Genomic DNA, 11,783 nt, shown 5'->3' on the forward strand with positions numbered 1-11,783 from the left:
ATGTTTTATAGTAGTGAGCACGAGCTTAAAAGCAACCAATCAGCCATTAATAATTTTTATCAAAACACATTGGTTAAAGCCTATTTAAATACGCCTAATGGGCAACTATTTTACGCTCATGCAAAGCCAAGCAATGCGCGCGTTGCTATTGTAATTAGCTCGGGCAGAATCGAAGGGCTCGATAAATACAAAGAGTTATTATGGGAGCTTTATACTAATAATTTTGCTGTATTCATTGTTGACCACCAAGGACAAGGTCGCTCTTACCGCTATTTAAAAAATAAACATAAAGGCTATGTAAATAATTTTAACGATTACAGTGCCGATCTCAATTTATTTAATACCCAAATAGTAGATACCCTCTGGCAAGAAAAAAAAGTGCTCGTGAGCCACTCAATGGGCGGCGCTATTGCATTTGATTATTTGGCAAACTACGAACATAGTTTTAGCGGTGCGTTTTTATCAGCTCCCATGTTTGATATACACACCAAAGGGATCCCAAAGCCTTTAGCCAGAATAATTGCAAGTAATGCCGTACGCCTTGGTTTTCAGTTTAGCTATGCACTAGGGCAAACCGATTATACCCCTGAGGAATTCCCTTTAAACGTATTAACAAGCTGCGAATTACGCTATAGCTTATTTAGGCAAACTTATAACGAGGAGCCTTTATTGCAACTTGGCGGGGTTACCTATGGGTGGCTAAACTCAACCTTTACTTTTTTAGCCTCAATAGATGAGCTCAATGTTGATATTCCAGTTTATATTGCCAGCGCTAAAAACGATGTGGTTGTCGATAATGAAGCGCACTATAGGCTAGCCAATAAGCACGCAAATATTACTCTAGAAAGCTTTGCTGACGCTAAACATGAACTATTTTTTGAATGTGATGAAATACGCCAGCCAGTGCTTAACAGCTTGTATCAGTTTTGTGAGTCGGTGACGGCTTAGTCAGAACAGACAGCGGATCGAGGTGGATTAATATATCAACCTCAGATTCAAAACGAGCACCTATCATCGCTTCAACTTCATCGGCCACAGTATGAGCTCGGATCAGGCTTAAATGGTCATCAAGCTCTAAATGCATTTGAATAAACTTAATTTTACCACCTTGGCGAGTACGAATTCCGTGTACACCATGCACGTCGGTATGCTCTTTAGCAATATCAAAAATACTTTGCTTTTCATCGTCGGGGAGTTCTTTATCCATTAAATGATCGGCACTATCTCTAGCAATATCCCAACTGTTATACAGTAGGTAGCCTGCGACCCCTATTGCAAAAACAGGATCGGCATACATCATTCCGTAATAAGATAAAGCAATCGCAATTAAAACGGCGGCATTTAAAATCAAATCACCTTTGTAGTGCACCGAATCTGCTTTTATAGCAATAGACTCTGTATGTTTAATTACTTTTGTTTGCACAAAAACAATCACCAAAGTACAAGCAATAGCAAAAGCACTTACCCATACACCTAATAATGAATGTGTAAGCTCTATAGGATTAAATAAACGCTCTATACCATGGAATGCCAGTAAACAGCCCGAACCTGCTATAAACGCAGCTTGCCCAAGCCCTGCTAATGCCTCGGCTTTACCGTGACCAAACCGGTGATCATCGTCGGCAGGACGCAGTGCGTAACCCAAAACTAAGAAGCTCATGAATGTAGCGGTAATGTCCATTAATGAGTCTGTTAACGAGCCAAGCATTGAAGCTGAGCCTGAAGCAAGCCAGGCCCACGCTTTTGCTGCAATCATTAAACTCACCATTACCATTGTAATAATGCTAGAGGCTTTAACCCAAAATTCGTAACTGCGGTTATGCACGTTTTCATCCGCTAATAAGAGTATTCAATGCTGTGAGTATATCATTTTTTTTAAGGGTTTCGTGTATACTGCTTCCGTCAAATACCGTTAATTAAAAAGGCTAATTATGCTGGATATTGTTTTATACCAACCTGAAATTCCACCTAACACGGGGAATATTATCCGCCTTTGTGCAAATACCGGTTTTTCGTTGCATTTAATTGAGCCTTTAGGGTTTGAGTGGGACGATAAACGTGTAAAGCGTGCAGGCCTTGATTACCATGAATTCAGCCATGTTCAGCGTCATGCATCATTTGAAGCATACCTTGAAAAATGTAAACCCAAAAAGGTATATGCATGCACAACCAAAGGTAGCCAATTTCATCATGAAGCACGTTACGAAGCAGGCGACTGTTTAGTATTTGGGCCTGAAACACGTGGCCTCCCCGATGAAATGATTCAAGCGCTACCAAACGATCAGCGCGTGCGTATTCCAATGCAACCCAATAGCCGAAGCATGAACCTATCAAATGCGGTAGCGGTATTTGTTTACGAATCATGGCGACAGCTGGGCTTTCCAAACGCGCAGTAATACCCGCTTTATCAAAGAAAACAAAAAACCGACATTACGTCGGTTTTTTAGTTTTACTCACAATGATGAAAGTTACTCTGAGCGTTGCTCTCTACCTAGCAATGCCATTGCAGCGGCTTTCATGTCTTTATTTTCATAAAGAACTTTATAGATTTGTTCAGTGATAGGCATTTCAACGCCTGCACGCTGGGCAAGTAAATACACTTCTTTGGTGTTTCTAAAGCCTTCAACTACTTGGCCTATCGACTCAATAGCGGCTTCAACACTTTCACCTTTACCCAGTGCTAAACCAAAACGACGATTACGCGATTGGTTATCGGTACAGGTTAAAATTAAGTCACCCAAACCCGCCATCCCCATAAAGGTTTCTGGCTTAGCGCCCAGTGCACAACCTAACCGAGTCAGTTCAGCAAGGCCTCGAGTGATCAAGGCTGTACGAGCATTCGCTCCAAAACCTACGCCATCAGAAATACCCGCGCCAATAGCAATTACATTTTTAACCGCACCGCCCAGTTGTATACCAATAAAGTCATCATTGTTGTACACACGAAACGAGCGACCACAATGCAGTAAATCGGCAAGCTGCTGTGCAAACTCAGGTGAAGTAGACGAAACAGAAATAGCTGTTGGTGAACCCATTGCCATTTCTTTAGCAAATGTAGGACCCGAGAGTACCGCAAGTGCCATTTCATCACCCAACTCTTGCTGTGCAACTTCTTGTAATAAGCGCCCCGTATTAGGCTCAAGGCCCTTAGTCGCCCATGCTACTTTAGCATCGATTTGCAACGCAGGCTTTATCTGCGCAAGCGTGTCGCCAAATGCATGGCTAGGCACAACAACGAGCACAATAGCACTGCATGCAACTGCACGTTGTAAATCGGCTTCTAGTTTTAGCGTTTCTGGGAATGGTGCGTCAGGTAAGTAACGTTGATTTTTCCGCTCAGCTGCAAGCGTGGCAACGTCGTCGCTATTGCGTCCCCAAAGCGTCACGTTATGACCATTTCGGGCTAAACAAATAGCAAGGGCGGTGCCATAAGACCCCGCCCCTAATACAGTAACAGCTGAAGTTGCTGTACTCATAAGTTATGCGTCTGCTGTAACCTGGTCAGCTTGCGCAGTACGTTGTTGCATGTACTGTGCAAATAACGCGTCAAAATTTACTGGCGCAAGGTTCAGCTGTGGGAAGGTACCACGATTTACTAGGTTAGATACTGCTTCACGTGCATATGGGAACAATACGTTAGGACAAAATGCACCTAGCATATGAGCAAGCTGTACTTCTTCAACCTCAGCAATAGTAAAAATACCCGCTTGTTGAATTTCACATAAAAACGCAGTTTCTTCGCCAATTGATGCTGTAACCGTTAATGCTAAAACAACTTCAAATACACCTTCGTCTAACTTGTTAGAGCGAGTATCTAGGTCTAGCTTAACTTCTGGCGTCCATTCTTTTTGAAAAATCGCCGGAGAGTTTGGCGTTTCAAACGACACGTCTTTAGTGTAAATACGTTGAATAGTAAATTGTGCGCCTGCGTCTTGTGCCGCTGCTGCGTTTTGAGTTTCTTCGTTCATTGTTATTCCTAACTTGTTCGTTATTATAATTAAATTAAGCGTGTAGCTTAGCGTCAAGTTTGCCTTGCGCTTCAATAGCCATCATGTCGTCACAGCCACCGATATGTTCATCGTTAATAAAAATTTGCGGTACAGTGCTTGCGCCACCTGCTTTAGTGATCATTTCATCACGAAGCTCAGGTTGTACACCAATATCATAATTAGTGAACTCAACGCCTTTGCTTTTTAAAAGCGCCATAGCGCGCTGACAAAATGGACAATATGCCTTGGTGTATAAAACAACGTTACTCATAATAAATCCTCTATCGGCCCAGCTAAATGTGATTAGCGACCTGTTATCGTTGGTAAGCTAGCAGATTGCCATGCACCCATTCCGCCTGCTAATACATAAACCTGCTCAAAACCGGCTTTATGCATTGCTGTAGCAGTACCTTGGGCTGTCATACCTGTAGTACATACTAATATAATGGGTTTAGTCTTGTACTTTTCAAGGGCTGAAAAGTCAGATTTTTTTGCATTTTCAGGGCTTAAATGTTCAGCACCCGAAATACGACCAGACGTAAACTCTTTTTGTGCACGCATATCGACTACTTGACCGTCTTCACGATTAATAAGTAGCGTTAGCTGCTGAGGGTTTATTTGACGGATAGCTGAAAACTTACTTTTTATCCAACCACTGACAATAAGAAATACAATACCAACCCAAGCTAGGCTTAAAATAGGGTGATTGCTTATAAATTCAATATATTGATCCATTCGACTTCCACTATAAATTACATCCCAAAACGCAATGTTTTAGACATTTTAGACTTTAGCCACGCAAGTATACCCAAACCAACTTAAAATGCGAGTTTACGCAGAGTTTAAAAGTACTAAAAACACCCCATATAAAGGTTATTAACCGCACATCGTCATCAATACGATATTCAATTAAGTGAAAAAATTTAATATGCTGTTTTGTATGCTGATTCAAGTAACAAAACACGGTATGCTAAAGCTAAACAGGTGCTAACTTTTAGGAGTGACTATGACTGAACATAAAAAACCACTGGTATTAATGATTTTAGACGGGTGGGGATATCGTGAAGATGAGCAAAGCAACGCAATACTCGCTGCAAACACCCCAGTATTAGACGATTTATGGGCAACTCGCCCTCGCACGTTAATTTCAGCATCTGGTTTTGATGTAGGTCTCCCTGATGGACAAATGGGTAACTCTGAGGTTGGGCACGTAAACTTAGGTGCTGGTCGTATCGTGTATCAAGACTTTACTCGGATCACCAAAGCGATAAATGACGGTGAATTTGACTCAACCCCTGCACTTGTTGAAAATATTGATAAAGCAGTAAACGCTGGTAAAGCTGTTCATGTTATGGGGCTATTGAGCCCGGGTGGCGTTCATAGCCATGAAGACCATATTGTTGCAACCATAGAGCTGGCTGCTAAACGCGGTGCTAAGGAAGTCTATTTTCATGCATTTTTAGATGGTCGTGATACCCCACCACGCAGTGCCAAAGCATCTATTGAGCGTATAGAATCGTTATTTGCAAAACTTAATTGTGGACGATTAGCAACACTCGTTGGTCGTTATTATGCAATGGATAGAGATAACCGCTGGAATCGTGTAGAAAAAGCCTATGATGTAATGACCTCAGGCATTGGAGAATTTAATTACGCCAATGGCGTAACCGCATTAAATGCAGCGTATGAACGCGATGAAAACGACGAGTTTGTTGCTCCTACAACCATTACACCAGAAGGTACCGAAGCGGCCCAGATTAATGATGGCGACACCGTTATTTTTGCAAACTTTAGGGCAGACCGAGCACGTGAAATTACACGCGCCTTTGTTGAGCCTGAGTTTGACGGCTTTACCAAGAAAAAATCTCCGGCTCTTAGCGCATTTGTCATGATGACAGAATATGCAGCCGATATAGACGCACCCGTTGCATTTGGCCCAACTCCTCTTGCTAACGTATTAGGGGAATGGTTTGAAAAGCAAGGTAAAACGCAATTACGTATTTCTGAAACAGAAAAATACGCACACGTTACCTTCTTTTTTAGTGGCGGACGAGAAGACGAATTTGAAGGTGAAACGCGTGAATTAATCCCTTCACCACAAGTAGCAACCTACGATTTACAACCTGAAATGAACTCAGAAATGCTGACCGACAAACTCGTAGAAGCTATTAAAAGCGGAAAATACGATGCCATTATATGTAACTACCCTAATGGCGATATGGTTGGCCACTCAGGTGTATTTGATGCCGCCGTAAAAGCCTGTGAAGCCGTTGACGCATGTATTGGCCGTGTAGTTGATGCATTAAATGAATTTGGCGGTGAAGCGTTGATCACGGCCGATCATGGTAATGCAGAACAAATGGCTAACCTTAAAACGGGCCAAGCACATACCGCGCATACAAGTGAACCGGTGCCATTTATTTATGTTGGTCGCGATGCTACACCATCAGAGGGTAAAGCATTAAGTGATGTTGCCCCTACTATGCTGCACTTAATGGGCATGGAGCAGCCAAGTGAAATGACTGGCACACCGATCATGACGTTGAAATAACCCATGATTAAACGTGTTAACCGATACTGTAAGTGCGGCTTAATACTCGCCTCATTGGTGACTGCATCAGCAGTTGCCAATGAAGATCGCACTAAAAAAGATCTCTCACAGGTGAAACAAGCACTTGAACAAAGCCAATCTGAGTATAATCAACAACGAAAAAAAATATCTCAACTTCAAAAAAACCTTAAAAGCCATGAGCTTGAAATAGCTAAAAACGCTAAAGCACTCAACATGGCTGAGCAGTCTGTTAAAGAAACCCAGCAACAGCAAAATCAACAACAAAAAAAAGCTGATGAGCTAGATAAAAAACATATCGAATTTCAACGTATTTTAGGGGCGCAGTTAAAAAGTGCTTACATGGCAGGTGGTGATGACTACTCTAAAATGTTACTGAATCAAGAAAACACAGCGCAATTTGAGCGGACACTGAGCTATTATAATTACCTCAACAAAGCACGAATTAAACAGATAGAAGAATTAAAAGAACTTAAACAACAAATCGCGTTAAACCAAGTTGCACTAAACAAAACAAAACAAAAGCTAATAGCTTTGTACGATGAGCAAAAAAGGCGTCAAACAGCTTTAGTAAATGCACAAAGTGAACGCCAGGCAAACCTCAGGAACCTTCAGGCTCAACTTACAAGTACTAAAAGCTCAATCGATTATTTAAAAGAAAATCAGCAAATATTGGTTACCACTATTGAAGAACTTGAAAAAGAAAAAACAGAAAAAATAGAATTACTTGGTCTTAATAAAAATAAAGGGAAATTAAACTGGCCGAGTAAAGGGAAATTACAGCACACATTTGGCCAACGAAAGCATGGCGGCATTGACTGGAAAGGCGTGCTTATAGGTGCAAAAGAAGGTACCAATGTAAATAGTGTCCACAATGGGCAAGTTGTATTTGCAGATTGGTTAAAAGGTTATGGCTGGGTAATTGTAGTCGATCATGGTGAAGGCTTTATGAGCTTGTATGGCCATGCCCAAACGCTACTAAGGGACGTAGGTGACATGGTGCGACAAGGTGAAACATTAGCGTTGGTTGGTCAAAGCGGCGGGCAGGCAAGTTCTGGTCTATACTTTGAAATACGACATAAAGGACGCGCAGTAAATCCCGTAAAATGGTGCAGACGAATTTAATTGACTAAACCGCTGCTCCGCTGAGGAGCAGCTGATGAAAAACAATAATGTAATACCCGCATTTAAAAAAGCAGGCTATGTTTCCAGCCTGCTTTTATTCACTTTTATTTTAGTATTTAACAGTGCACTCGCAAGCTCAGTAAAAAATCTAAAAAGCCAACAAATCGATGAAATTTTATTTAACATACACGCTTATTATGTTGACGATTTAGATCTACAAAACAGCCATTATGTACAATACAACAACAAACAATTTGAGCGCTTATACTCAAAGCTAGACCCCTACTCTAAATACCTAAATCAACACGAGCTAGACGCCTTATTTGACAATACCAATGGCCGCTACACAGGCATTGGTATTGAGGTTAAAAAAGTTAATAAAGATATAAAAATTGTCAATGTAGTGAGTAACTCTCCAGCCAAAAAAGCGGGGATACTAGCAAACGATATTATTGTAAGTGTTAATCAAAAAGCGGTAAACACGCTCAGCGTTGAAGAGGTGGCCGTGTTAATAAAAGAAAATCAATTTACAACGATTAACCTCACCGTTAAGCGAAATGAAAGCCCAGACCTTGTGTCGTTTAACGTAGCTCGTACGCAAATACAACTAGAAAGTGTAACCAGTAAAATTTTAGAGTTAGGCATTGGCTACTTAGCTATCAATAGTTTTTCTAATCACACGCTACATGAAGTAGCACTGCAAATTGCAGCAATGCAAAATAATTACGATTACCCATTATTAGGACTTGTTATTGATTTACGTGATAACCCCGGTGGCACGTTAAAAAGTGCGATTGCTGTCTCGGATCTCTTTTTACAAAGTGGAACAATAGTTACAACTAAGGGCCGATACTTTGACGCTAACCAGGCTTTTTATGCTAAACGGGGCGACATACTCAAAGGCGCCCCAATTGTTGTACTTATTAACGAAAACTCAGCTTCTGCGGCTGAAATTTTAGCCGGCGCCTTAAAAGACAACCACAGAGCAAAAGTGGTTGGAAGCCAATCGTTTGGGAAAGGGTCGGTGCAATCACTTATACCATTAGGGAATGGTAAAACCGCATTAAAGCTCACCACCGCAAAGTATTTTACCCCTTCTGGTAAATCAATTGATGGCGTTGGAATAACACCCGATGTGACGATTAATCAAACAATACTTCCACAAAACAATAAAGCCGTTATAATAAAAAATGAGCAAGCAAAAAATAACCAAAACCAGCTTGTTAATACCTTAACTGATTTACAATTAGTTAAAGCGAAACAATTACTCAGCATGCAGTAACAGTTAAATTCTGGCATTTACTGAGAAAAAGATAATAAAAATTATAAACGTGAAGACTATTAACAAAAACATACGAATGTGGCTTTTTATCAGCATATGTATTGCTTGCTTTAGCGCTAACGCTAAACAAATAGCGATAGTCATTGATGATATAGGCTACCACCAAAGAGACTTAGAGTTTTTAACCTTACCTGGGCAATTGACCTATTCAATTTTGCCCCACACACCCTATTCACAAATTTTTGCAACACGTGCTAGCAAAGCAAATAAAGAGTTACTGTTACATGTGCCTATGCAGGCGCTTAACGGCAAAGCGCTTGGGCCAGGTGCGCTAACCCTTGATATGGACAAAGCTCAACTACAACAAACCCTAGGAACAGCACTAGCAAGTTTGCCGCAGGTTAGAGGCGTGAATAATCACATGGGCTCGGCATTAACTCAGCAAAGCCAAGCCATGAAATGGACAATGGAAGTACTTAAAAAGCGTCAGTTATACTTTTTAGATAGCCGGACAACAGGCCTAAGCCAAGCACAAAATGCCGCCAATTTTTTTGGGGTCGAAAATGTTAGTCGTCATGTTTTTTTAGACAACATAACAACAGCAGATCAGCTTCAGTTTAGGCTCGATGAACTAAAACAAAAAGCAACTAAACACAACTTTGCTATTGCCATTGCCCACCCCTACCCAGAGACGATAGATTTTTTGCGTAAAGCACTGCCAGAGCTGAGCCAACAAGGCTATGAATTAGTGCCAGTTTCTCAGTTAGTACAACGCAAATACATTCAGTTAGCGCAGGCTCAAGGGAAAACAATTAGCGCGCGATAATTAAATAGGGTACTTATTCTTTCTTGCTTGTGCCTGATAGTATTTCAAAATACTCTTTTGGCCATCTTCACTAATTGGTTTCAGTGTTATTTTTCGTGTTATTAGCTTTTCATCTTCCATCAATGTAAGAACTATGTGTTCATCTAACTTTTTTGCACTTACAACCGCGCTATTAGCTATTAACCAACGAGAACGAATTAAACCTTGTTTAACCTCTGAATATTTAGAATAAAACCTAATCACTTCAATATTGCTATTAACAAAATACATAGTAATGAGTAGTACACCATAAAATGCAGCCATTGGTGTAAAGAAGGCTACAGGTAAAATTAATATGCCTACATATAATTGTATTTGTAGTTTACCTTTATCAACTTTAATAATACCTGTAGGTTCATCTATGGTTTCTGTTGTCATTTTTCAGTGTCCTTTTGAATAGTAATTTAGCATGATCATCCATCATGTTTCTGATTGCGTAGATACCTATCAGGCCAATAGGCACAAAAAAAATAAAGCCAAGCATTGCTACAAAGCCAAATATCTTCTTACTAGTTAATCTATAAATAAAACCAAATATAGTGAGCAAAAAAGCGGGGATTAAGATGTAGTTTACTTCGTAATAGTGTGGGTCAAGCCCAATACTAATAATCACTCCTAGGGCTATAATTAACGACATTAAGTAGTAATTCAAAGCTAAATATCCTTTTAAAGCTTTTTTATAATCACTAGAAATTACATGAACCCGCATAAATTTTCAACAAAAAAGCCCTGCATTTTCATGCAGGGCTTTTAAAATGTTACGCTTTTAGAACGTATCAACTCATAGCGCTTTGAAGCTTTTTCATTGCTGTTTTTTCAAGCTGACGAACACGCTCAGCTGATACGCTGTATTTCTCAGCAAGCTCTTGCAGTGTTGCTTTATCGTCTGACAACCAACGAGCACTAACTATATCTTGTGAACGCTCATCAAGTGTTTTAAGTGCGCTGAACAAACGAGTATGTGATTGTTCTTGCCATTGCTGTTGTTCAATGTCATCTGCTAAATCAGCAGAACCATCTGTTAAATATTGTACCGGTGAATAAGTGCTTGTTGGCGCGTCGTCATTATCGTCACCCGTTAAATCAAACCCCATATCTTGACCGCTCATGCGAGATTCCATTTCACGCACTTCTTTTTCACTTACACCCAGCTCACTAGCAACCGTGCTAACCTCTGCTTGGTTAAACCAGCCTAGACGCTTTTTATTTTTACGAAGATTAAAAAATAATTTACGCTGTGCTTTAGTTGTAGCTACTTTAACAATACGCCAATTCTTCAGAACAAATTCGTGTATTTCGGCTTTAATCCAGTGCACTGCAAATGAGACTAAACGAACACCCACGCTTGGGTCGAAACGTTTGACCGCTTTCATCAGGCCTATATTACCTTCTTGAATAAGGTCAGCTTGTGGTAAACCGTATCCCGAGTAGCTTTTAGCTATATGCGCTACAAAGCGCAAATGCGACATAATGAGTTGCTTTGCAGCACTAAGATCGCCTTCTTCCTGAAGCTTTTTAGCAAGTTCTTGCTCTTCTTCAACTTTAAGCATAGGGATAGTGCTCACCGCTTGAAGGTAGCCATCCATGCTTGCGCTTTGTTGTCCAACTGTAAGTGCCATTGCGTATAAATCTTTACTCATTTTTCACCTCGGTGATAAACATTTGAAACCATCTTAGCACTCTTTCTCTAAGAGTGCTAACCCCAATTTAAAACTTTTTTAAAGCATAAATCAAGCGGTTTTTTAGCGTTATTCAAGTCTACTATAAGCGACTGAATAAGCGATGAATTAAGGGATTGCAGGTGATTAACGTGAGTTTTTCACCTTATTTACAATTCATGCCAAATATGGAGGGTAGTAGATAAATGTGACAGTTTATATAGAGGCTGTACAACCCAACTAGTTAGCATACGCGCTAAGCGCTGAGTTAGTTCACTTATAAAAGTTTGTGTAG

The 11,783-nt window shown here is 40.5% G+C and carries 13 protein-coding genes; 6 read left to right on the top strand and 7 right to left on the bottom strand.

What is annotated here, in order from left to right:
• Complete coding sequence (locus ATS76_RS13355) at positions 1-948, top strand: alpha/beta fold hydrolase (protein ID WP_058552524.1); 948 nt, start codon at positions 1-3, stop codon at positions 946-948.
• On the opposite strand, the gene ATS76_RS13360 is transcribed toward ATS76_RS13355, so the two are convergent.
• Positions 908-1,774 carry a cation diffusion facilitator family transporter gene (locus ATS76_RS13360; protein WP_082664351.1) on the bottom strand — a complete coding sequence of 289 codons (867 nt, stop codon included), beginning with the start codon at positions 1,772-1,774 and terminating at the stop codon, positions 908-910. The two genes, ATS76_RS13355 and ATS76_RS13360, sit on opposite strands and share 41 nt — an antisense overlap.
• A 157-nt stretch (positions 1,775-1,931) precedes the next feature.
• Here ATS76_RS13360 and trmL point away from each other — a divergent pair, with 157 nt between their 5' ends.
• A complete protein-coding gene (gene trmL / locus ATS76_RS13365; RefSeq protein WP_058404519.1) occupies positions 1,932-2,396 on the top strand; it encodes a tRNA (uridine(34)/cytosine(34)/5-carboxymethylaminomethyluridine(34)-2'-O)-methyltransferase TrmL in 465 nt (154 codons plus the stop codon).
• Between the two features lie 72 nt (positions 2,397-2,468).
• On the opposite strand, the gene gpsA is transcribed toward trmL, so the two are convergent.
• From gpsA to ATS76_RS13385, 4 genes are read right to left on the bottom strand one after another with little or no spacing between them, the layout of a single operon-like run.
• The gene (gene gpsA, locus ATS76_RS13370) at positions 2,469-3,476 is read right to left on the bottom strand and encodes an NAD(P)H-dependent glycerol-3-phosphate dehydrogenase (protein ID WP_058552525.1); all 1,008 of its coding nucleotides are present in this window, start codon (positions 3,474-3,476) and stop codon (positions 2,469-2,471) included.
• Positions 3,477-3,479: 3 nt separating this feature from the next.
• Positions 3,480-3,968, bottom strand: a complete 489-nt coding sequence (gene secB / locus ATS76_RS13375) for a protein-export chaperone SecB (protein WP_006794821.1) — start codon at positions 3,966-3,968, stop codon at positions 3,480-3,482.
• Between the two features lie 34 nt (positions 3,969-4,002).
• Entirely contained in the window at positions 4,003-4,260 is a 258-nt protein-coding gene (gene grxC / locus ATS76_RS13380; RefSeq protein WP_058404522.1) for a glutaredoxin 3, read from the bottom strand.
• Positions 4,261-4,292: 32 nt separating this feature from the next.
• The gene (locus ATS76_RS13385) at positions 4,293-4,724 is read right to left on the bottom strand and encodes a rhodanese-like domain-containing protein (RefSeq protein ID WP_058404523.1); all 432 of its coding nucleotides are present in this window, start codon (positions 4,722-4,724) and stop codon (positions 4,293-4,295) included.
• A 271-nt stretch (positions 4,725-4,995) separates the two neighbouring features.
• On the opposite strand from ATS76_RS13385, the gene gpmM reads away from it, so the two are divergent.
• The 4 genes from gpmM to ATS76_RS13405 all read left to right on the top strand — a co-directional run bounded on the left by gpmM (position 4,996) and on the right by ATS76_RS13405 (position 9,791).
• Positions 4,996-6,540: a 2,3-bisphosphoglycerate-independent phosphoglycerate mutase gene (gene gpmM, locus ATS76_RS13390; protein ID WP_058552526.1), complete on the top strand. Its 1,545-nt coding sequence runs from the start codon at positions 4,996-4,998 to the stop codon at positions 6,538-6,540.
• Positions 6,541-6,543: 3 nt separating this feature from the next.
• Positions 6,544-7,683 (top strand): murein hydrolase activator EnvC family protein, encoded by a 1,140-nt coding sequence (locus ATS76_RS13395; RefSeq protein ID WP_058552527.1) that lies wholly within the window; start codon positions 6,544-6,546, stop codon positions 7,681-7,683.
• A gap of 34 nt (positions 7,684-7,717) precedes the next feature.
• Positions 7,718-8,965, top strand: a complete 1,248-nt coding sequence (locus tag ATS76_RS13400) for a S41 family peptidase (RefSeq protein ID WP_058552528.1) — start codon at positions 7,718-7,720, stop codon at positions 8,963-8,965.
• A 76-nt stretch (positions 8,966-9,041) separates the two neighbouring features.
• Positions 9,042-9,791 carry a divergent polysaccharide deacetylase family protein gene (locus ATS76_RS13405; protein ID WP_058552529.1) on the top strand — a complete coding sequence of 250 codons (750 nt, stop codon included), beginning with the start codon at positions 9,042-9,044 and terminating at the stop codon, positions 9,789-9,791.
• Here the strand turns inward: ATS76_RS13405 and ATS76_RS13410 are convergent, their stop codons facing one another.
• Together ATS76_RS13410 and rpoH are read right to left on the bottom strand one after the other, a co-directional pair.
• The gene (locus ATS76_RS13410; protein ID WP_058552530.1) at positions 9,792-10,208 is read right to left on the bottom strand and encodes a hypothetical protein; all 417 of its coding nucleotides are present in this window, start codon (positions 10,206-10,208) and stop codon (positions 9,792-9,794) included. It lies immediately after the preceding gene.
• 398 nt (positions 10,209-10,606) lie between these two features.
• On the bottom strand, positions 10,607-11,470 hold the full coding sequence (gene rpoH / locus ATS76_RS13420; protein ID WP_008128777.1) for an RNA polymerase sigma factor RpoH: 864 nt from the start codon (positions 11,468-11,470) through the stop codon (positions 10,607-10,609).
• Positions 11,471-11,783: the final 313 nt, after the last annotated feature.

The organism is Pseudoalteromonas sp. 10-33 (genome assembly GCF_001469195.1).
Lineage (GTDB): Bacteria > Pseudomonadota > Gammaproteobacteria > Enterobacterales > Alteromonadaceae > Pseudoalteromonas.

What these genes read in the sequence shown, in the direction of transcription:
- ATS76_RS13355 (WP_058552524.1), top strand. Translation starts at nt 1, where the DNA reads ATGTTTTATAGTAGTGAGCACGAGCTTAAAAGCAACCAATCAGCCATT.
- ATS76_RS13360 (WP_082664351.1), bottom strand. Translation starts at nt 1,774, where the DNA reads ATGGTAATGGTGAGTTTAATGATTGCAGCAAAAGCGTGGGCCTGGCTT.
- trmL (WP_058404519.1), top strand. Translation starts at nt 1,932, where the DNA reads ATGCTGGATATTGTTTTATACCAACCTGAAATTCCACCTAACACGGGG.
- gpsA (WP_058552525.1), bottom strand. Translation starts at nt 3,476, where the DNA reads ATGAGTACAGCAACTTCAGCTGTTACTGTATTAGGGGCGGGGTCTTAT.
- secB (WP_006794821.1), bottom strand. Translation starts at nt 3,968, where the DNA reads ATGAACGAAGAAACTCAAAACGCAGCAGCGGCACAAGACGCAGGCGCA.
- grxC (WP_058404522.1), bottom strand. Translation starts at nt 4,260, where the DNA reads ATGAGTAACGTTGTTTTATACACCAAGGCATATTGTCCATTTTGTCAG.
- ATS76_RS13385 (WP_058404523.1), bottom strand. Translation starts at nt 4,724, where the DNA reads ATGGATCAATATATTGAATTTATAAGCAATCACCCTATTTTAAGCCTA.
- gpmM (WP_058552526.1), top strand. Translation starts at nt 4,996, where the DNA reads ATGACTGAACATAAAAAACCACTGGTATTAATGATTTTAGACGGGTGG.
- ATS76_RS13395 (WP_058552527.1), top strand. Translation starts at nt 6,544, where the DNA reads ATGATTAAACGTGTTAACCGATACTGTAAGTGCGGCTTAATACTCGCC.
- ATS76_RS13400 (WP_058552528.1), top strand. Translation starts at nt 7,718, where the DNA reads ATGAAAAACAATAATGTAATACCCGCATTTAAAAAAGCAGGCTATGTT.
- ATS76_RS13405 (WP_058552529.1), top strand. Translation starts at nt 9,042, where the DNA reads ATGTGGCTTTTTATCAGCATATGTATTGCTTGCTTTAGCGCTAACGCT.
- ATS76_RS13410 (WP_058552530.1), bottom strand. Translation starts at nt 10,208, where the DNA reads ATGACAACAGAAACCATAGATGAACCTACAGGTATTATTAAAGTTGAT.
- rpoH (WP_008128777.1), bottom strand. Translation starts at nt 11,470, where the DNA reads ATGAGTAAAGATTTATACGCAATGGCACTTACAGTTGGACAACAAAGC.